The organism is Microbacterium sp. NPDC056234, assembly GCF_042267585.1.
In the GTDB taxonomy this organism is placed as follows: Bacteria; Actinomycetota; Actinomycetes; order Actinomycetales; family Microbacteriaceae; genus Microbacterium.
In genome coordinates this window covers 383827-403133 of the sequence record NZ_JBHJTE010000003.1, presented here as the reverse complement: position 1 = coordinate 403133, position 19307 = coordinate 383827, and the positions used below count along the sequence as shown (strand labels likewise).

The 19307-nt window shown below is 67.7% G+C and carries 16 protein-coding genes; 8 read left to right on the top strand and 8 right to left on the bottom strand.

The genetic code is table 11. The annotated features are described in order from the left end of the window. Positions 1–4: 4 nt before the first annotated feature. The gene (locus tag ACFCYE_RS11305; protein WP_376178757.1) at positions 5–1990 is read right to left on the bottom strand and encodes a glycoside hydrolase family 127 protein; all 1986 of its coding nucleotides are present in this window, start codon (positions 1988–1990) and stop codon (positions 5–7) included. A 148-nt stretch (positions 1991–2138) separates the two neighbouring features. On the opposite strand from ACFCYE_RS11305, the gene ACFCYE_RS11300 reads away from it, so the two are divergent. From ACFCYE_RS11300 to ACFCYE_RS11285, 4 genes are all read left to right on the top strand, one after another. Next, positions 2139–3464: an ABC transporter substrate-binding protein gene (locus ACFCYE_RS11300; protein ID WP_376178755.1), complete on the top strand. Its 1326-nt coding sequence runs from the start codon at positions 2139–2141 to the stop codon at positions 3462–3464. A gap of 72 nt (positions 3465–3536) precedes the next feature. Continuing rightward, on the top strand, positions 3537–4418 hold the full coding sequence (locus ACFCYE_RS11295) for a carbohydrate ABC transporter permease (RefSeq protein ID WP_376178754.1): 882 nt from the start codon (positions 3537–3539) through the stop codon (positions 4416–4418). Position 4419: 1 nt separating this feature from the next. Then, positions 4420–5328 carry a carbohydrate ABC transporter permease gene (locus ACFCYE_RS11290; protein ID WP_376178752.1) on the top strand — a complete coding sequence of 303 codons (909 nt, stop codon included), beginning with the start codon at positions 4420–4422 and terminating at the stop codon, positions 5326–5328. A 20-nt stretch (positions 5329–5348) separates the two neighbouring features. Then, on the top strand, positions 5349–6005 hold the full coding sequence (locus ACFCYE_RS11285; RefSeq protein WP_376178751.1) for an aspartate/glutamate racemase family protein: 657 nt from the start codon (positions 5349–5351) through the stop codon (positions 6003–6005). A gap of 37 nt (positions 6006–6042) precedes the next feature. Here the strand turns inward: ACFCYE_RS11285 and ACFCYE_RS11280 are convergent, their stop codons facing one another. Continuing rightward, on the bottom strand, positions 6043–7029 hold the full coding sequence (locus ACFCYE_RS11280) for a GDSL-type esterase/lipase family protein (protein WP_376178750.1): 987 nt from the start codon (positions 7027–7029) through the stop codon (positions 6043–6045). Positions 7030–7174: 145 nt separating this feature from the next. On the opposite strand from ACFCYE_RS11280, the gene ACFCYE_RS11275 reads away from it, so the two are divergent. Further along, positions 7175–8203 carry a LacI family DNA-binding transcriptional regulator gene (locus ACFCYE_RS11275; protein WP_376178748.1) on the top strand — a complete coding sequence of 343 codons (1029 nt, stop codon included), beginning with the start codon at positions 7175–7177 and terminating at the stop codon, positions 8201–8203. Between the two features lie 15 nt (positions 8204–8218). Here the strand turns inward: ACFCYE_RS11275 and ACFCYE_RS11270 are convergent, their stop codons facing one another. From ACFCYE_RS11270 to ACFCYE_RS11245, 6 genes are read right to left on the bottom strand one after another with little or no spacing between them, the layout of a single operon-like run. Continuing rightward, positions 8219–9292 (bottom strand): Gfo/Idh/MocA family protein, encoded by a 1074-nt coding sequence (locus ACFCYE_RS11270; protein WP_376178998.1) that lies wholly within the window; start codon positions 9290–9292, stop codon positions 8219–8221. Next, complete coding sequence (locus tag ACFCYE_RS11265; protein ID WP_376178746.1) at positions 9292–10131, bottom strand: amidohydrolase family protein; 840 nt, start codon at positions 10129–10131, stop codon at positions 9292–9294. Before ACFCYE_RS11265 ends, ACFCYE_RS11270 begins: the two co-directional genes overlap by 1 nt. After that, positions 10128–10586 (bottom strand): MaoC family dehydratase, encoded by a 459-nt coding sequence (locus tag ACFCYE_RS11260; RefSeq protein WP_376178745.1) that lies wholly within the window; start codon positions 10584–10586, stop codon positions 10128–10130. The genes ACFCYE_RS11265 and ACFCYE_RS11260 overlap by 4 nt, the downstream gene beginning before the upstream one ends. Then, positions 10573–11691 carry an extracellular solute-binding protein gene (locus ACFCYE_RS11255; RefSeq protein WP_376178744.1) on the bottom strand — a complete coding sequence of 373 codons (1119 nt, stop codon included), beginning with the start codon at positions 11689–11691 and terminating at the stop codon, positions 10573–10575. The genes ACFCYE_RS11260 and ACFCYE_RS11255 overlap by 14 nt, the downstream gene beginning before the upstream one ends. Continuing rightward, entirely contained in the window at positions 11688–12896 is a 1209-nt protein-coding gene (locus ACFCYE_RS11250) for a CaiB/BaiF CoA transferase family protein (protein WP_376178743.1), read from the bottom strand. The genes ACFCYE_RS11255 and ACFCYE_RS11250 overlap by 4 nt, the downstream gene beginning before the upstream one ends. After that, the gene (locus ACFCYE_RS11245) at positions 12893–15331 is read right to left on the bottom strand and encodes a glycoside hydrolase N-terminal domain-containing protein (RefSeq protein ID WP_376178742.1); all 2439 of its coding nucleotides are present in this window, start codon (positions 15329–15331) and stop codon (positions 12893–12895) included. The genes ACFCYE_RS11250 and ACFCYE_RS11245 overlap by 4 nt, the downstream gene beginning before the upstream one ends. A 293-nt stretch (positions 15332–15624) precedes the next feature. On the opposite strand from ACFCYE_RS11245, the gene ACFCYE_RS11240 reads away from it, so the two are divergent. From ACFCYE_RS11240 to ACFCYE_RS11230, 3 genes are all read left to right on the top strand, one after another. Then, entirely contained in the window at positions 15625–16641 is a 1017-nt protein-coding gene (locus ACFCYE_RS11240; RefSeq protein WP_376178741.1) for an ABC transporter permease, read from the top strand. An 11-nt stretch (positions 16642–16652) separates the two neighbouring features. After that, a complete protein-coding gene (locus ACFCYE_RS11235; protein ID WP_376178740.1) occupies positions 16653–17558 on the top strand; it encodes a carbohydrate ABC transporter permease in 906 nt (301 codons plus the stop codon). A gap of 66 nt (positions 17559–17624) precedes the next feature. Further along, a complete protein-coding gene (locus ACFCYE_RS11230) occupies positions 17625–19274 on the top strand; it encodes an extracellular solute-binding protein (protein ID WP_376178739.1) in 1650 nt (549 codons plus the stop codon). Positions 19275–19307 lie beyond the last annotated feature (33 nt).

Here is a 19307-nt window from a genome sequence, read left to right as displayed (position 1 = left end):
CGCGTCACCAGACCAGGGGGAGCCACACGGACATCTCGCCGGCGCCGCGGTTGCCCCACGCGTAATACGGCACGAGCCGCACGACGGCGGATGACGGCTCGACATCGGCGAGGTCGGCGTAGAGCGCATCCTCGTCGGTCGGCGGGAGCACGGCGATCTCGGTCTCCAGCGCCATGACCGTATGCCCGGCGATGTCGGCCTCGACAGGCGCGAACACGCCACCGCGTCGGAGTGCCGCCTGCTCGAGCGTCACTCCTGCCGGCAGGTCGGCGCTCTCCAGGCAGTACACGACGGGTCCGCGGCGCACCGCGACCTGGTTGGTCGTCTCCTCGGCGAGCCGGTGACCGCGCAGCACGCGCACCGGCATCGGGAGGGTCAGCTCGACCACGTCGCCGGTCGTCCATTCGCGCTCGATGCGCGTGTAGGACCCCGCGGCGGTGACGGCCACCGGCTCGCCGTTCACGGTGAGGACGGCATCCGATGACCAGCCGGGGATGCGCAGGTGCAGCGGGACTCGTCCTTCCGCTGCGGTCACCGTGAAGCGGACGGTCTCGCTCCACGGGTAGCCGCCGTCCTCGTGCAGGGCGAGCCGGCCGTGTTCGGTCGTGGCATCGATCGTGCTGCCGCCGTACAGGTGCACGAAGACACCGGCATCGCCGATCGATGCCGCGCGCTCATGGAACCTGGCCAGCGTGCGTGCGATGTTCGGCGGGCAGCAGAAGCAGCTGAGGTACGACTCCCGCAGTCGCTCGTCCGAGGGCGGCGGCGGAGGCGTCGGGTGCAGGGCGGTATCGCCCGGGCGGCGCAGCGGGAAGGGCAGGTCGCGCACCTGGCGCAGCGGGTTCGTGTAGAAGTACTCCGAGCCGGCCAGGCTGATGCTGGAGAGCAGGCTGTTGAACGCGACCTGCTCGATGACGTCCGCGTACTGCGCCTCGCCGGTGAGCGACAGCATCCGCTCCGCCCAGAAGATGAGGCCGATGTTGGCGCACGACTCGTTGTGGGCCGTCGTGTGCGGCAGCTGGTAGGCACGACCGTACGACTGGTGCACCCGGCTGATCTGCCCCTGCCACGGCGAGCCGTCGGGTGATGCGCCGTCGTACAGCGCTCCGGCGCCACCGGTGATGTAGAGCTTGGTGTCCACGACGTCGCGCCACAGCCGCGCGAGCACCGCCTGCAGCTCGGCGTCCCCGGTTTCGGCGACGAGGTCGGCCAGTCCGGCGTAGAGATAGTTCGCTCGGACGGCATGGCCGGCGACCACGGTCTGCTCGCGGACCGGGAGGCGGTCCTGGTTGTCGTCGCCGCCTTCGAAGTCGTCGCGGACGCGCACGAAAGCCTCGGACAGGCGCAGGTAGCGCTCCTCTCCGGTCGCACGGTACAGGTCGATCACGGCCATGTAGTGGGACGGGCAGATCGCGCTGCGGGCGAGTTCGACCGGCTTGTTCGTGGCGAGATCCTCCAGGAAGGATGCCGCCTTGCGCGCCGCATCCAGCAGCGTCGTCGAGCCGGTGACCTCGTAGTGCCTGACGCCGGCCGTGATGAGGTGGCCGAGGTTGTAGGTCTCGAAGTTGAAGCGGTCGGCGAGTTCGATCGCCTCCTGCCGATTACGGCTGGAGATGACCGTCGGGGTGTGCAGGTAGCCGTCGTCGCGCTGCACGGAGGCGATGAGCGAGGCGATCTCCTCGATGCGGGCGGCGAGCTCGGCATCCGGATCCGTCTCGAGGCGGGCGATCGCGGCCTCCAGCCACTTGTAGAAGTCGCCGTCCATGAAAGGCGGCCCGGAGTGCTCACCCTCTTCCAGTCCAGCGGCGATGCGGAAGTTCGTCAGTCCGGGGCTCACACTCGGATCGCTCAGCGAGGACCAGATCTGGGGGATGGTCACGTCGCGGGTGCGGTCGTGCACCTCGCCCCAGAAGCCGCTGGTCCAGCGTGCTCCGGTGGCGTCGAGCGGACGCAGACGAGCGTGTTCTCGCAGCGGAGTCGTCGCGGTCATTGGTGCCCCTTCCAGGTGGCGTTCACGTCACTGTAGTCATGATTCGATCACGAAGTGAATAGAATTTCAACCCTGACTGTTGACACACTTCGGATTTTTTCCTACTGTCATGGATGTACCTTTCGCACCCGTCAAGGAGGACGCCCCCATGGACTCACGCAGCAACCGTCGCCGGCTCGCGACGCTCGGCCTCGCACTCGCAGCGGTTGTCCCGCTCGCGGCGTGCGCCGGCGGCACCGGCGATACCGGATCCGAAGGCGGATCCGGCGCCGACCCCGAAACGTTCACCGTCATGACGGCGAACGAGAACCCCGTCCTGGAGGAGCAGCTCACCGCGCTCGCCGAGGGCGCATGCACCGCCGAGAACGAGGCGCTTCCGCTCGAGCACCAGAAGGTCGCACAGGCCGACACGGTGCAGAAGGTCACGCTGCTCGCGAGCCAGGACGCCCTGCCGACGCACACGATCGCCGGCACCGCTCTGATCCGCCCGGACGGCGACCTGGGCGCGGCAGGACTCGTCGGCGACCTCAAGGCCGCACTGGAAGAGGCCGGCACCTGGGACAACGTGCTCCCCGCCGCCGAATCCACGGTCGAGCAGGTCTACGGCGGCTTCGTCTCGATGCCGTATCAGTACAACATCGAGGGCATCTTCTACAACAAGCAGATCTTCGCCGACAACGGCGTCGAGGAACCGCAGACGTGGGACGACCTGCTCACGGCATCCGCGACCCTGCAGGACGCCGGCGTCGTCCCGATGACCGAGGCCGGCGCGAACGGCTGGCCGCTGACGCGCATCATGGGCCTGTACATCTACCGCAACGTCGGCCCAGAGGCCATGACCGCGATCCAGGACGGTTCGGCGAAGCTGACCGATCCGGAGTACGTCGCCGGGGCGCAGGCGCTGGCCGACTACGCGGATGCGGGATACTTCGGTGAGGGCTTCACCACCCGTGACGGCGACACGTCGTCGAACATGTTCCTCACCGGCAAGGCGGCGATGACCTACGACGGCACCTGGCTCCTCAGCGCCATCAACGACCCGGAGCGCAACCAGATCGGCGGTGAGAACGTCGGCTTCATGCCGTTCCCGGCCGTCGAGGGCGGCGAGGGCTCGATCGACCAGTACCCGGCCAACGCCGGTGCCCCGATGATCGTCAACGCCAAGCAGTTCGGACCGAAGGTCCAGGACTGGATCAGCTGCATCGCGGAGAACTACGGACAGCAGGCGCTGCAGGATGCCGGTGTCATCTCCGGCTTCGCGGTGAACGGCGAGGTCACCGACATCTCCGAGAACACCGCCGAGATCCAGGAGCGCATCGCCGGCATCGATGAGACCGTGCTGTGGTTCGAAGCGCTGTTCGACCCGAAGAGCAACTCGCTGGCTTCGACGAACGCGACGCTGCTGACCACGGGTCAGATGACGGCCGAGGACTACATGAAAGAGCTCCAGGCGAGCATCGACGCCAACAGCTGACCTTCGCCGACCTCCCGGAGACTCTCACCTCCGGGAGGTCGGTTCCTCCCCTGAGAGAAAGCAGTTTCGAGGATGAACTCGATCTTCGGAGATCGCAAGACGATCTTCATCCTGCTGGCCCCGGCACTCCTGCTGTACACGCTGCTCAAGATCGTACCGGTGCTCTGGTCGTTCGGTCTGTCCTTCTTCGAGGGGAACACGCTGCGCGGCTTCGAGTGGGTCGGCATCCAGAACTTCGCGACGTTCTTCACCGATGGCGCAGCTCTGCAGTCCATGTGGGTCAGCGTCTTCTTCGCGATCGTCGCGACGGTCGGGCAGGTCGCGCTGGGCTACGGCCTCGCTCTGCTCTACGTGTTCGTGCTGCGCAAGGGCTCGTCGTTCGTCCGCACCATCGTGTTCTTCCCCACCGTGCTGCCCACCGTCGCCGTCGCGCTGCTCTTCAAGAGCTTCGTGGCCGTCGGCGACAACCAGGGCCCGGTCAACGACATCATCAACTTCTTCGGCGGTGAGAGCGTCGAAGTGCTCGCGTCGACCGTCGGAACCATGTCGACCGCGATCGTCATGACGCTGTGGGGCTCGATGGGCTTCTACGCCGTGCTGCTGTACGCGGGCCTTCTCGACATCCCCGAGGAGGTCATCGAGTCGGCGCGTCTGGACGGCGCGAACGGACTGAAGCTCGTCCGCCACATCATCGTGCCGCTGTCGCTTCCGATCCTGATGTCCTCGATCATCTTCAGCCTCAACTCCACGCTCAAGGTCTTCGACAGCCTGCTCGCCCTGAACGGCGGCGGCCCAGGCACATCCACCGCGCCGCTCACGCTGTACATGTACCGCACGGCGTTCGAGTACGCGGAGTACGGCTACGGCTCGACGATCGCGATGGTGCTCACCCTGCTCTGCCTCGTGTTCACCCTGGCGATCTTCCGATCCTCTCGACGCAAGGCGGAGGCCTGACATGACGATCACTCACACGGACACCGCGGCGACCGTCGCCGTCCCCACGCGTCGCCGCCCCAGCCAGACCCGCCGCACGGCGGTGCGCCTGATCCGGCGCGTGCCGGTGTGGCTCATCGTGGCGCTGCTCATGATCGTGGTGCTCTACCCGCAGTTGTGGATGGTGCTCGGCTCGTTCAAGACGCAGGCCGAGTTCCTCTCGAACCCCGCACTGTCCCTGCCGGAGACCTGGCAGTTCGACAACTACATCCAGGCGCTCACGAACGGCAACGTCGGGCAGAACTACCTCAACAGCATCATCGTCACGATCCCGTCGGTGCTGCTGATCGTCTTCATCGGCGTCGCCGCCGGCTACGCGCTCGAGGTCATGATCTGGAAGGGTCGCGGCGGGGTGCTCCTGTACGTGCTCGCGGGCATCATGGTCCCTGGGCAGATGATCCTCGTTCCGCTGTTCATCGTGTACTTCCGGATGGGGATCACCGACACTCTGCTGCCGTTGATCATCACCTACACCGTGATGGGGCTTCCGTTGACGACGTTCCTCATGGCCACCTACTTCCGCTCGGTCCCGCGGGAGATCTTCGAGGCGGCCACGGTCGACGGCTCCGGGCCGCTGCGGTCGTTCTTCGTGATCGGCATCCCGATGATGAAGAACGCCATCCTCACGGTGGGTCTCGTGCAGTTCTTCAGCGTCTGGAACGACCTGCTCATCGCGCTGACGTTCACGACGCGTCCCGAGCTGGCGACGATCCAGGTGGGGCTGCTGAGCCTGAGCGACGAATACGGATCGACCCAGTACGGTCCGCTGTTCGCGGCGGTGAGCATCAACATCGTCGTCCTGCTGATCGTGTTCCTGGCGCTCAACAAGAAGATCATGGCCGGCATGTCCGGCGGCGCCCTCAAGGGCTGACAGTTGGGAGACTGGAAGACATGACCGCACCCCGCATCGCTTTTCTGCACACCGGAGCCGTGAACATCGCCCCGTTCGGCGCGCTCGCGGCCGAATTCCTCCCGGGCGCGACGGTCGTGAACTATCTCGACGACCGGATCGTGGCCGACCTCGGCGACGAGGCGAGGGCCGCCTCGGTGCCGGAGCGCATCGAGGATCTCGTGCGCGCAGCGGCCGCCGGTGGAGCGGATGCCGTGATGTTCACGTGCTCGTCGATCTCCGAGCTCGCAGCCCCCGCCGCTGCGGCTGCCGGCGTCAGTGTGCTGCGGGTCGACGAGGCCATGGCGGATGCCGCGGTCGCCGCCGGGCGCCGTATCCGCGTGCTGGCGACGCTGCCGACGACCTGTCGTCCGACGATCGGGCTGATCCAGGAGCGGGCGGTTCTCGCAGGCGCGGAGCCGGAACTGACCAGCGAGGTGATCGAGGGAGCTTTCGAGGCCATCGTCGGCGGCGATCGGGAGACGCACGACCGGCTGGTCGGCGCGGCGATCGAGCGCGGCGCTGCGGAGGCCGACGTGGTGGTGCTCGCGCAGGCCTCGATGGCGACCGCCGCGGAGGCCGTGTCCGTCGATGTGCCGGTGCTCACGAGTCCGCGTCTGGGCGTCGAGCGGCTGGCGGCTTCGCTGAGCGGGCACTGAGCGGACCGGCATTCCGCCCGGCTGCCGCAGCGTGCTGCTATGCCCGCAGCTGCTGGAGCGCGGCCGTCAGACGCTCGCCCATCAGCCGGTAGCCTGCGGCATCGGGATGGACGCCATCCGACAGCAGATGCGCCTCATCGAAGCCGAGGATGCTCGGACCGTCGATGAGATGCAGCAGGTCATCGTCCGTCCCTGAGACGACCTCGATGATGGCTTCGCGAACCCCGTCCAGCGTCATACCGACCGCATTCGGCGAGTGTTCCAGTCCCGGTGCGACGATCGGCGTGATCACGGCGATCGGCGCCGACGGGTGCGCGGCGCGCACCTGGTCGATCAGGCCTGCGACCTGCGGGGCGAAGGCGCGCGGCGACATCGACGCGTTGCCCATCACGTTGATCCCCAGGCACAGGCTGATGATGTCGGCCGGCACCGTTGCGATCGTGCGGGTCGAGACCGGGTCGAGATGGCACTGCCCGCCGAATCCGAGACAGGTCAGGTCCCAGTCGAGAGCACGCGCGACGAGCGCAGGCCACGTCTCGCTCGGCCCGCTGGCGGCGTTGCACTGCGAGATCGACGATCCGTAGGTCGTCCATCGGGTGGGTGCGGCCGCGCGGGGGGTGGCCGGCCCGCTCAGCTGCACCGAACGGATCCACGTCTCGCCGACCTGCGGCAGCCATGCCTGCACCCGATGCGTCCCCGCCGGGAGGGAGACGTCGAAAACGAACGCTCCGGCGACGAGGTCGATGCGGCGATGCAATTCGCCGTCGACGAGGACATCGATGCGCGCATCGCGCGGGATGTCGAGCAGAAGATCCCCGCCGAGTGCGATGCTCTCGGCGTCGGTGTCGACGTCCAGCCGGACCCCGACCGACTGGCGCGCGTTCGTGATCAGGTCCGGAGCGAACGCCCGATCCAGGAGGTCCGGGAGCAGCCGCCAGGAGCGCACCGCACCGTCGCGCTCTTCCCAGCCCACCGCTCCGCGCCAGGCGTCGGGTCTGATGTTCGGTCGAAGATCATGGGCCACGTCTGATGAGCGTAGTCGATGCGACACCGACTGAACAATCGTTATACGTACGGACTGGCCGATTGTTTCAGAACAGAGCTTCCGAAGGGGCGACTGAACGGTGAATCGTTTGTGCCGACGTCTGCTGGACCATTACGATCTGAGGATGGTTACTCTGCGGGATGTCGCCGGCCACGCCGGGGTCTCGGTGTCGGTGGTTTCGCGCGTGCTCAATTCCGATCCGTCCGTCAGGATCCGGCCGGAGACGCGGCAGCGCATCCTCGATTCCGCGCAATTGCTCAGGTACTCGCCGAACTCGGCAGGGCGAGCGCTGCGTCGCTCGCGCACCCACATGCTCGCCTTCGTGGTCCCGGATGTCACCAACGCCACTTTCACGGATCTCGTGAACGGCGTCGAATCGCGCGCGCTGGATCATGACTACTCGGTCGTGCTGGCGTCGAGCCCGAGGATGCAACCCGGCAGCGACGGGTTCGCCCGCCTGCTGAATGAGCGCCTGGTGGACGGGGTGCTGCTGCAGAAGGGCGATGAAGCGCCTCTCGACCTCGTCGCGCGAGCTCTCTCGCATCCGGAGCGGACCGTCCTGATCAACTCCGGCCCGGTCGACGGCGTGACCACCCTCGCGATCAACGACGTCACCGCCGGTGCGCTCGCCACGCGGCATCTGATCGAACTCGGACACACCCGTATCGGCTACGTCGGCGGCGTTGCGACCTCCGACACCAGTGACCGACGGCGCGCGGGGGTCGAGCAGGCGCTCACTGAGGCCGGACTGGCTCTGGCGCCCGAGCACACCACCACTCTGGGCTACACCTACCGATCGGCGCGGGATGCCGCGCGGCTGCTGCTCGGTCGTCCTCCCGCACCGACAGCCGTCGTCGTCGGAAACGTGAACGCCGGAATCGGTGTGCTGACCGAGGCGGCTCAGATGGGCATCCGCGTGCCGGACGACCTGTCCGTCGTCGCGATCCACGACATCTGGCCGGCGATCACCTGTGCGCCGGCATTGACCACCATCCGCCTGCCCATGGCGAACCTCGGAGCCGCCGCGGTGGACCTGCTGCTCGCCGGGCTCGAGAAAGCCGCGAGCCCAGCAGGACCGACCAGCGGAATCGTCGATGATCCCGCCCCGGAATTGGTGCTGCGCGCATCGACGGCGCCGCCGCCGACGGTGTGACACAGGGAGCCGGCATCAGGGCTCCGGAATCGGATGACCGCCGGATCGACTCGCCTCGTGCGCCGCTTCCAGCACGGCCATCGTGCGCAGCACGTCTTCCGCGGAGGTCGGCAGCGAACTCGATTCGCCGGTGACGTAGCGCTGAAGCGCGCCCATGGTCCCGATGAACGCGTCGGGGAACCATGTTCCCTCGACGGCGACGTCCCGCCAGCCGTCGCCGGTGCTGAGCTCGAGCCGATCCGCACCGCCGTGCGGGTAGTCCAGCAGCAGCCCCAGCTGGGCGCGGATGGCGCCGTCCGTGCCGTGCCAGAGGACGGCGGACTCCTGATGCTCCGGACCGAACGCGTGGTCGTGGTTGGTGCTGATCGTGACACGCAACGGCCGGTCGGCGTAGTGGAGCAGATACCCCGTCCGCGTGCTGGCCAGCGGTTTGCCGGGGTGGGCCACTGTGACAGCGCTGACCCCGCTCGGATCCCCGACGAAGGAGCGCACGAGGTCCACGTAGTGCACCGAATGCATCGGCATCTCCATGCGCTCGAGCCCGAACACGCGCGGGAACAGCTCCCACCGCGTCTCGACTCTCACCAGGACCTCGATGTCGATGAGCTCCCCGATGGTGCCCCCGGCGATCAGAGCGCGCGCCGCCGCGACGTGCGGAGCAAACCGCAGCTGCGTGTTCACCGAAGCCGTGAGCCTCTTGCGGCGGATGATCTCGACCAGGTCGCGCGCCTGCGCAAGCGTGTATCCCAGGGGCTTCTGCAGTTGCACGGCAGCGCCGTCGGGGAGCGCGTGCAGGATGGCGGCGAAGGCGTCGGGCATGACGGCCACGTCGTAGACGGCCTCCCTGCCGTGGGCCGTGACGGCAGCCGCGAGGTCCGCATGCGTGGTCGGCACGTCGAACGCGTCGGCGAGATCACGCGCACGGCCGGAATCGAGGTCCACGACCGCTGCGACCGGCAGACCTGCCTTCCGGTAGGCCGGAAGGTGCGCGTCACGGGCGATCCCGCCGGCGCCGATCAGGACGATCGGCAGCGGACGGCTGGGCGGTCCGGCAGCATAGGCCGCGTCGGGGGAGTGCTCGGGACGCATCACGGTGCCAACCCGTACACGCGGATGGCAGTCCGCTGCCGCAGCGCGTCCGCATGATCGGGGTCGAGGGCGTCGACAGCGGCGACGAGCGCGCTCAGCGCGGAATCGGTCCCGCCGGCGACGGTGCCCATGGGCCAATCGCTGCCGAGCATCAGCCGATCCGGTCCGAACGAGGCGAGCGCGATGGCCAGGATCGTCTGCAGTCGGTCGGCCGTGACGGAGGCATCCGTATCGGTCGGATAGATCCCGGAGATCTTCGCGACGACGTTCGGCAGCGAAGCGGCCTCTGCGAACCGGTCGGCCCAGCGGTCGTGATCGGCAGGAGACCCGACCGGCGGTTTGCCCAGGTGGTCGAGCACGATGGTCAGGTCAGGATGCCGGCTCGCGAGCATGCTCAGATTCTCAAGGTGGCGAGGCGCGACGGAGACGTAGTCGAGCGGAACCCCGGCGGCCGCGAGCTGATCGAGGCTGCGTCGCTGGTCAGCGCCGAGGATCCAATCCGGGTCTGGCCGATCGTGGGTGAGATTGCGCACGCCGATGAAGCCGGGGTCGGTCGTCAGCTGGGGGAGGAGGTGCGCGACGATCGACGGCTCCTCCAGCGGCAGATAGCAGACGGCGCCGGCGACGCGGGATTCGGAAGCGGTCAGCTCGAGTAGGAACCGCGTCTCCTCGAGCGTCTCGTCGGCCTGGACGAGCACGGCACGATCGAACCCGTGCGCGGCCACCGCCGCGAGGCCCTGCTCCAGGGGATGGTCGGTGCGCAGCGGTTCCGGCGCATCGTCGAGCCAGCGATACGACGAGCGAGCACGGACCCAGACGTGCAGATGCGTGTCGATCATCCGCCTTCACCTCGCTTGTTGACGACGTACAGATGCACGAGCGACAGGACGACCTCGCCGTGCTGGTTGGTGACCCTCACCTGCTCATCCACCCGGCCGAGCTCGGAACGGCGTGGATGATCGGCGATCGTGGTGATCTCCGCCTCCACGGTAATGGTGTCGCCGAGGAAGACCGGTTTGACGAACCGGATCCGGTCGTAGCCGTAGCTCATCGCCTGCGGATTCACGTCGCCGGCGGTCATCCCGACGGCGATCGCGATGACCAGCGTGCCGTGCGCGATGCGTCCGGCCAAACCGGCCTCGTTCACGCACCAGTTCTCATCCATGTGATGCGGGAAGAAGTCGCCGGTCTGCCCGGCGTGCAGGACGACATCGGTCTCGGTGATGGTGCGCCCGAGGGTGCGTCGGACCTCGCCGGTGGCGTAGTCCTCGAGGTATCGATCAATGACGAGCATGTACCGCTCCTGAGGATTCGAACAGCAGATCCAGATCCGCGAGCACGTCGGGTGCCGGTTCGCGAGTCAGCAGCCCTCGGTGCACCCGCTCGCACGCGGCATCCTGTACCGCCATGTAGTCGGGATGCTGCGGGCGCAGGCTCGCCAGCTCGAGGGTGCGGCGCGTGCCGGCGAAGAACCCTCCGGTCAGCTCGTCGAGCGCGGCATCCGTCCAGGCGGACACATGGCCCGGCTGCCCGCCGGCCCGCGCATACACTCCGCGCTGCACCTCCCCCGTGGCGACCCAGGAGGCGAACGCGATCGCCTCATCGCGGTGCGCCGTGCGGGCCGAGACGGCCAGGCCGGCACCGCCGAGCATCGAGCCGCGCGGCTGGCCGTCGATCTGTGGAATGTCGGTCCAGCGCAGCCGGTGCTCGCGGAAGCCCGCCCTCGCATAGTTGCTGTAGCCGTACAGCAACGGCGCATACGCCCAGCGGTTCGATGCGGCCAGACGGTCCGCGGTCTGGATCGGGTTCTCGTGGAGGCATTCGGCGGGGACGAGGTCGCGCAGCCGGCCGAGCAGTTCCCAGGCCTGCGTGAATGCGTCCGGGGCGGCGAACCCGCCCCGACCGGCATCCGCGTCCTGCAGGGCGGACGACAGTGTGAAGACGGACGCGAACGCGTCGATCGGCTTGGCCGGCCAGAGCACGCGACCGTCGCGCGCCAGGTCGAGGACGTCCGGCCACGTGCGCGGTGGCTCGGCAAGCAGATCGGGCCGGTACGCCGCCACCTGTGCTGCGGCGTCTATGGCGAGGGCGTACTGCGCGCCCTGCCAGCGGTAGCTCGCATCGGAGCGGCCGACGAAGGCGTCCGGGCCTTCGCCATCCGGAAGCGGAGCGAGCAGCCCGGCGTGCGCGGCCTGCGGGATGTGCGGGTGGTCGATGACGAGGAGGTCGTACGAGCGCGTCAGGGATTCCAGGTCCTGGTCGGCGAAGGCCTGCAGGGAACGCGCCTCCCACTCCACGTCGACGTCATGTCCGGCATCCGCGTAGGCGCGGGAGGCCGCGACGATGCTGTCCCGACCGCGCTCGTGGTCCCAGGTGATACCGCGCAATCGGACGGTCACGAGATGCCCCCGCCGACCGGCTCCCTCGCGGGGGCCAGTTCGGTGCGGACCCTCTCGGTGTCCGCACCGAGTACGGGGGCCGCGCCGGTGCCCCAGAGGCGCTCGCCGTCCAGACGGAACGGAAGGCGAGTCGTCGTCACCGTGGTGCGTGCGCCGTCGCTTTCCTCGCGTTCGAGCGTCTGGACCATGTCTATCGCTCGGAAGCCGTCGTGCTCGACCAGCTCGTCCACGGTGTGCAGGGGAGCGCACCAGATGTCGGCGGCGTCGAGCACGGTGAGCCAGCTCGCCGTGCTGCGCGTGCGGAGCCGGTCGGCGATCAACGTCTCGATGCGACTGCGCTGATCCCACCAGGTCGCGGGATCGGTGAGCTGCACGAGCTCGGGGATCTGCAGCAGAGCGCCCAGTCGCGGCACCGGGTTCATCGCGATCGACAGGTAGCCGTCCGCCGTCGGATAGACACCGTACGGCGCGGGCAGATACGTGTGCGCGCTGTGCGGGCCCCGCGGATGCTGCTTGCCGACGGCATCCGGTTCCGTGAGCCGGACCGAGAGCATCTCGAACTGCAGGTCGAGCATCGCCTCGAGGAGCGAGGTCTGCACCTGACCGCCGATGCCGGTGCGCAGCCGCCTCAGCAGCAGGGCCGTGATGCCGTGGGCGAGATGGCAGGAAGCGAGATGGTCGGCGATGGCGATTCCGACGGGACGGGGCTCGGGATCCGCCTGCACCCACGGCAGGGCGGCGATCGACTGCGCCAGAAGGTCCTGACCCGGGCGATCGCGCCACGGCCCATCGTCTCCGTATCCGGTGATCGAGCCGTAGACCACACCGGGATTGGTGGCCCTGACGGTGTCGTAGTCCAGCCCGAGCCGCTTCATCACCCCGGGGCGGAAGTTCTCCACGACCACGTCCGCCTGCTCGGCCAACCGACGAACGAACGCGAGGTCATCAGGGTCCTTGAGGTCGGCCGCCACGCTCTGCTTGCCCCGGTTCATGGCGTGGAAGGAGACCGTGTCCGCGCCCGCACGCGCGCCGGCGAACGCCAGTCCTCGACCGATGTCACCGATCAGCGGGCGCTCGATCTTGATCACGCGTGCGCCGAGGTCTGCGAGGCGCAGAGCCGCCACGGGGCCGGCGAGGAACTGGCTGAAGTCGAGGACCAGGAATCCGTCCAACGGACGGAGCGGCCCCTGCTGCGCGGTGGTCATGATGCGTGCTCCTGGGAGAAGTCGGCGATGGTGAGGCGCACGGGGCGCCCCGGAACGAGGTCGAGGACCCGCTCTCGGGAGCCGTGCACCACACGCACGCTCTCGACGCACCGGGGCAGTGGTGTGAACGTGACCTCCGTCAGCGCGCCAGCGCTCCATCGCAGATCCACGACGATCCCGCCGCGTGCACGCAGGCCTCGGACGTCGCCGTCCGCAAGCCCTGGCGGCAGGGCAGGCAGCAGCTCGATGCAGCCGGCGTGCGACTGCACGAGGCATTCGACGAGCGACGCCACGATGCCGAGGTTGCCGTCGATCTGGAATGGCGGATGGGCCGAGAACAGGTTGCGGTAGAGGCCCCCTCGCCAGCGCCCGCCACCGGGCCCGGGTTCGATCTCGATGTTGCGGCGGACGAACAGGTCGAGCAGGCGGCCCACGGCCGCCGGCTCGTGCAGGCGGGCGCGCATCGCCAGCTTCCAGGCGAGTGACCAGCCGGTGCCCTCGTCGCCGCGGGCATCCAGGCTTCGGCTCGCCGCTTCCGCCACGCGGGGTGATGGCGGGGCATCGGTCGGATGCACACCGACCAGGTGCGCGATGTGGCGATGGCGCGGATCGTGCATCCTGTCGAGGCCGTCCCATTCGCGCAGCAGCCCGTCGTCGTCGACGCCGATCTCGGGGATCAGCGGCAACGCGGCTTCCGCCTCCGCGCACAGCTCTGCGGATTCGGGACGCAGTCCGTAGTCGTCGGCGACCCGCAGCAGCGAACGCAGCAGATGGCGGGACAGCTCGAGGTCCATCGTGGAGTCCGCGGCCACGGACGAGATCGATCCATCCGGTGCCACGAACCTGTTCTCGGGCGACGTCGATGGCGAGGTGCCGAGCGAGCCGTCGGGGCGCGGTTCGAGCCAGTCCAGGACGAACCGGGCCGCGCCCGTCAGGATGGGCCAGAACCGGCGGGCGGCGTCCTCGTCGCGGGTGAAGGTGACCCGGTCGATCAGGTGGGAGCTCAGCCAGACGCCGGCGAAGGGCCAGAACGCCCACGCAGGGTCATGGGTTCCGTCGCCCATCGGATCCGCGAAGGCCCAGATGTCGCTCGCATGGTGCGCCACCCAGCCGGACGATCCGTAGATGCGCTCGGCAGGTTCGCGCCCGCGCTCGGACAGCGCCGCGACGAGATCGAACAGGGGCTCAGCGCACTCGGCCAGGCCAGTGGTCTCGGCGAGCCAGTAGTTCATCTCGAGGTTGATGTTCATCGTGAAGTCCGAGCTCCACGGCGGCTGCATCTGCTGGTTCCACAGGCCCTGCAGATTCGCAGGGGTTCCGCCCGGCCGCGAACTCGAGATCAGCAGATAACGACCGTAGTTGAACAGGAGGGCGACCAGTTCCGGCGCATCGGCGAACCCCGTGGCGGCCGCGTCGACGAGGGCGTCCGCGTCCGCTCCGATCGCGCCGCGCTCCCGCGCCGGCCCGAGCCGCAGTTCCGCGCGGTCGTAGAGCTCGGCGTGCGCGGCGGCGTGCTCGTCGCGCAGCCGCCCGATGCCGATGGCTGCGGCATCCCGGCACAGCCTTCTGGCACGGACGAGGGCGTCCGCGGCATCCGGTTCCGGGTCGTGCCCCAGCTGCGCGAACGTGGTCTGCACCGCGACGATCAGCGTCGTGTCGCCGTCGACCTCGACGACGACGCCCTCGGGGGTGGAGCGGGTGCGCACGGTGTCGCCGACCGCACGGATGACGACCGCTGCCTGCACTCCTCGGGGCTCAGCGGTCCACCGGACGGGATCGGGTACCCGCTGGTAGGCGGGCACGACGTCATCGGGCGCGCGGAGCACCGCCCACGCCTCCGACTCGGCGGCTTCGGCCTGCTCGACGCGCAGCGGGGAATCGAGCACGAAGGACACCGGACGCTGTGCCGCGGAGATCTCGATGACGAGGACCTGATGCGGATCGCTCACGAACGCCTGCTGGGTCACCTCGGAGCCGCGGGTCCAGGCGACCGCGGTGCGCAGATCCAGCCCTCGCGCGTAGTCGGTGGAGCGCTGGATCGGGTCGTGGGGTTCGAGCGGGCGATCGTTCTCGGGGACGACGTCGTCCTGAGGCGAAGGGTCGGGTGCCGGGGCCCCTGTCGTGCGGCGCAACCGGGCGAGCGGCTGGAACGACTGCGGGTACGAGTGCTGCAGCAGGCGCAGGGCGTCTTCTGCCGCCACGTGGTCGCCCGCGGCGATGGCCGCTCGCGATGTCGAGATCGCGGCTCGCGCGGTCTCGGAACTGACGGGGTGGGGATCTGGTCGCCGTCCAGGCCCCGACCAGACGGAGCCTTCGCTGAGCCAGATCAGCTCGTGCTCCTCGCGACCGTAGACCATGGCGCCCAGCCGGCCATTGCCGATGGGCAGCGCCTCGACCCACTCAGCGGCCGGGCTCGTGAACTCGAGCGCATGCATCGGGGATGACAACTCTGACAACATCCTCACCTCAGGTAATCGTTTTACTGATCAAGGACACCTTAGACGGTTGACCGGGAGATAGCGCAACATTTCGAGTGGCCGAGATTTTGCGGCATTGGTAATGAAGCGAACACGCGCCGAATATTTACTCGGGGTTGCATCCGCGTTGATTCGATGGCTAGGATCCAGACAATCGATTTTTCGGACGACGAGGTCTCAGCGCATCCCCGCTCCTGCGGCGGCATCGGTAGGCGCCATGGGCCGAGCTCATCGACAAGGAGTGTTCAGCGGTGGTGCAGATCGACGTCGAAGCGCCCAAGGCGCGTGTGCGAAAGGCGGAGGGGCCTGCGACGGCATCCTCGTCAGCCGGACGCGCCGGACGGAAGACGTCGCGGCGTCGGCCCGGAAGGCTGCGAAGGTCCATCCGGCGGCACTGGCAGCTGTACCTGCTCGTGATCCCGCCACTGCTGTACTTCGCGCTGTTCAAGTACGTGCCGATGGCGAACGCGGTCATCGCGTTCAAGGACTACAACGTCATCGAGGGCATCTGGGGCAGTGCCTGGGCCGGCTTCGAGCATTTCGAGCGGCTCTTCTCCAACCCGGCGTTCGGCACGATCGTCAGCAACACATTCCTGCTGAGTCTCTACGCCCTGATCGCGAGCCTTCCGATCCCGATCATCCTGGCGCTCGCATTGAACGAGGTCCGCGGACGCTTCTTCAAGCGCACGGTCCAGATGGTGACGTATGCGCCGTACTTCATCTCCACCGTGATCATCGTCTCGATGGCGATCCTCATCCTCTCGCCGCGGATCGGGATGCTGAGCACGGTCACCGGATTCTTCGGCCTGCCCGCGGTCGACTACCTGGCTCAGCCGGACTTCTTCCGGCACGTGTACGTGTGGAGCGAGGTCTGGCAGACCGCCGGTTACTCGGCCGTCATCTACATGGCGGCGCTCGCCGGCGTCGACCCGGCTCTCTACGAGGCGGCCAAGGTCGACGGAGCCAATCGGCTTCAGAAGATCTGGCACGTCGACCTGCCGAGCATCACGCCGACGATCGTCGTCGTGCTGATCCTGTCGGTCGGCAGCATCATGGTCGTCGGCTTCGAGAAGGCGTTCCTGCTGCAGAATCCTCTCAATCTCTCGCAGTCGGAGATCATCGCCACCTACACCTACAAGATCGGCATCCAGAACGCCGACTTCAGCCTCGGAACGGCCGTCGGGCTGTTCAACTCGGTGATCAATCTTGTGCTCCTGCTCGGGGTGAACGCCGTGTCCAAGCGTGTGACGGGGAACGGACTGTGGTGAACAACGCGAAGATGGCTCAACGCAACCTCGGTCGATCGACCAAGGTGCGCGAATCCACGGTGGACCGATTCTTCCTCGTCGGCGTCTACATCCTCCTCACGACCTTCCTGCTCGTCGTACTGCTGCCGTTGTGGTTCATCGTCGTGAGTTCGTTCAGCAGTCCTGCCGCGGTGTCGGCCGGAGAGGTGTTCCTCTGGCCGGTCGATTTCACGCTGCGCGGGTACGAGGTGGCGTTGAGCAGCCCGCAGATCCTCAAGGGCTTCGGCAACTCGCTGTATTACACGGTCGTCGGCACCGCCATCAGCGTCGCCCTCACCGTGATGATCGCCTATCCGCTCTCGCGGGTCGATTTCGTGGGGCGCAAGGTGCTCACCGGCGCCGTCGTGTTCACGATGCTCTTCGCCGGCGGGTTGATCCCGACCTATCTCGTGGTGCAGTCGATGGGGATGCTCGACACGCGATGGGCGATGCTGATCCCCAACGCGGTCGCCGTGTGGCCGACGATCCTCGCCATCACCTACTTCCGTACGGCGATCCCCGATGAGCTGCGGGAGGCTGCCGAGATCGATGGTGCGAGTGACCTCCGCACCCTCTGGAAGGTGGTCCTGCCGCTCTCGGGACCGATGATCGCCGTCATCGCGCTGATGTACGCGATCGTGCAGTGGAATTCCTACTTCGATGCTCTGATCTACCTCCGCGACGACAGTCTGTATCCGCTGCAGCTGGTGCTCCGCAACATTCTGATCCTCAACAACGACGCGGGTGGCGATGCGACCTCGGCGCTGGAGAGACAGCAACTGGCGAACCTTCTCAAGTACTCGCTCATCGTGGTCTCGACGGTCCCGATGATGCTCATCTATCCGTTCGTGGCGCGCTATTTCACCAAGGGACTGCTCCTGGGCGCCGTGAAGGGCTGATCCATACCCGGCCGCCAGGACGCCCGGTCCTGGCGGCTCCCACCTCACGATGAAGAGAGGCAACACATGAAACGCTTCACCCGAACCGTGGCGGCGATCGCCGCCGGCGGTCTCGCCCTGACGCTGGGCGCGTGCGCGCCGCAGGCGGAGAAGCCGGCCGACGACGGAGTGATCAAGATCTTCAGTCCGCAGGGCGCGGATTCGGATCTCAACACGAACGAGTTCACGCTCTTCCTCGAGGAGGAGTTCGACGTCGACCTGCAGTTCGAGACGACGACGTGGGACGCAGGGTCCGCATCCGAGGCCCGCCAGATCGCGCTGGCCAGCGGGAACTACCCCGATGCGTTCCTGATGATCCCGTGGGTCGATCAGTTCACCCAGGCGGAGCTGATCAAGTTCGGCAAACAGGGTGTGATCCAGCCGCTGAACGACCTTCTCGAGGAGAACGCTCCCAACCTGGTCAAGGCGTGGGAGGAGAACCCTGAATGGGAGCAGCTGGCCACCTCCCCGGACGGCAAGGTCTGGGGGCTGCCCCAGTGGAACGACTGCTTCCACTGCACATACCCGTCGAAGCTCTGGATGAACTCGGCGTGGCTGGATGCCGTGGGCATGGAGCAGCCGACGACACCCGACGAGCTCCGAGCGGTGCTGACCGCCTTCCGCGACCAGGATCCCAACGGCAACGGTCAGGCCGATGAGGTGCCGCTGTCCGGCACACCGGGAGCGAACTCGGTGCTGCCCTACCTGATGAACCCGTTCGTCTACGTGCCGGCGGCCACGACCGATGCCTCCATCCCCGCGTCCCTCGCCCTGGACGGCGACACCGTGACGCTGCAGCCGACCTCCGACGGATGGCGTGACGGGCTGCGCTTCGTGAACTCGCTCTATGAGGAGGGCCTCGTCGACGAGTCCGCGTTCACGCAGAATCAGGACGCGCTCCTCGCTCTCGGGGACGTCGCCGGCGCCCCGATTCTCGGGGCGGCGACGGTCGGGCATCCCGGTGTCTTCGTGACGATCGGGCAGGAGGATGGTCGTGACAAGCAGTACGATCCGGTCCCGCCGCTGACCGGACCGAACGGCTCGTCGGCTTCTGAGCTGCTCTCTTCGGTGCCGGGGGCATCGCTCGTCATCACGAACAACGCGAGCGACGAGGATGCCGCGAACCTCGTGAAGATCGTCGACTGGATGATCGACTACGACAACCACCTTCGTGCCGAATGGGGCGAGGAGGGCGTCGCGTGGGACCGGCCCGCCGCGGGGGATGTCGCGCTGGACGAGTCGCTCGAGCCCTTGTATCTGCGTCACCGGCTGAGTGGTGCCGAGGCGACGCAGAACGCCAACGTGGCCTGGGGGCCGCTGGCGCAGTACTACGGAAGCACGGAGTTCCGCGGCGCACAGGTGGTGTCGGAGGACATCTACGATCTCGCCGGGTACGAACGACGCCTGTTCGAGGCCACTGAGCCCTACGCGGCGAACAGCCCGACCGAGGCGTTCCCGTATTGGAATCTCTGGATCCCCGAGGCCGATTCCTCCGAGCTGTCGACCGTGCAGACGAACATCGAGTCCCTCGTGCAGCAGGCCAGTGCCGAGTTCGTGACCGGTGTGCGCGACATCGAGAGCGACGCCGACTGGCAGACGTTCCAGGACGCCCTCGTCTCGAACGGCAGCGACCGCTACCTCGAGATCTACCAGACGGCGTGGGACGCGTCGAAGTAGGAGTTCAACGGTGAAGGCCTCCCGTCGAGAAGT

Excerpts from the sequence above, each read along its gene's own strand:
- ACFCYE_RS11295 (WP_376178754.1), top strand. The coding sequence starts at position 3,537 with ATGAACTCGATCTTCGGAGATCGCAAGACGATCTTCATCCTGCTGGCC.
- ACFCYE_RS11250 (WP_376178743.1), bottom strand. The coding sequence starts at position 12,896 with ATGACCACCGCGCAGCAGGGGCCGCTCCGTCCGTTGGACGGATTCCTG.
- ACFCYE_RS11285 (WP_376178751.1), top strand. The coding sequence starts at position 5,349 with ATGACCGCACCCCGCATCGCTTTTCTGCACACCGGAGCCGTGAACATC.
- ACFCYE_RS11290 (WP_376178752.1), top strand. The coding sequence starts at position 4,420 with ATGACGATCACTCACACGGACACCGCGGCGACCGTCGCCGTCCCCACG.
- ACFCYE_RS11260 (WP_376178745.1), bottom strand. The coding sequence starts at position 10,586 with ATGCTCGTCATTGATCGATACCTCGAGGACTACGCCACCGGCGAGGTC.
- ACFCYE_RS11230 (WP_376178739.1), top strand. The coding sequence starts at position 17,625 with ATGAAACGCTTCACCCGAACCGTGGCGGCGATCGCCGCCGGCGGTCTC.
- ACFCYE_RS11245 (WP_376178742.1), bottom strand. The coding sequence starts at position 15,331 with ATGCATGCGCTCGAGTTCACGAGCCCGGCCGCTGAGTGGGTCGAGGCG.
- ACFCYE_RS11275 (WP_376178748.1), top strand. The coding sequence starts at position 7,175 with ATGGTTACTCTGCGGGATGTCGCCGGCCACGCCGGGGTCTCGGTGTCG.
- ACFCYE_RS11235 (WP_376178740.1), top strand. The coding sequence starts at position 16,653 with ATGGCTCAACGCAACCTCGGTCGATCGACCAAGGTGCGCGAATCCACG.
- ACFCYE_RS11300 (WP_376178755.1), top strand. The coding sequence starts at position 2,139 with ATGGACTCACGCAGCAACCGTCGCCGGCTCGCGACGCTCGGCCTCGCA.
- ACFCYE_RS11270 (WP_376178998.1), bottom strand. The coding sequence starts at position 9,292 with ATGCGTCCCGAGCACTCCCCCGACGCGGCCTATGCTGCCGGACCGCCC.
- ACFCYE_RS11305 (WP_376178757.1), bottom strand. The coding sequence starts at position 1,990 with ATGACCGCGACGACTCCGCTGCGAGAACACGCTCGTCTGCGTCCGCTC.
- ACFCYE_RS11265 (WP_376178746.1), bottom strand. The coding sequence starts at position 10,131 with ATGATCGACACGCATCTGCACGTCTGGGTCCGTGCTCGCTCGTCGTAT.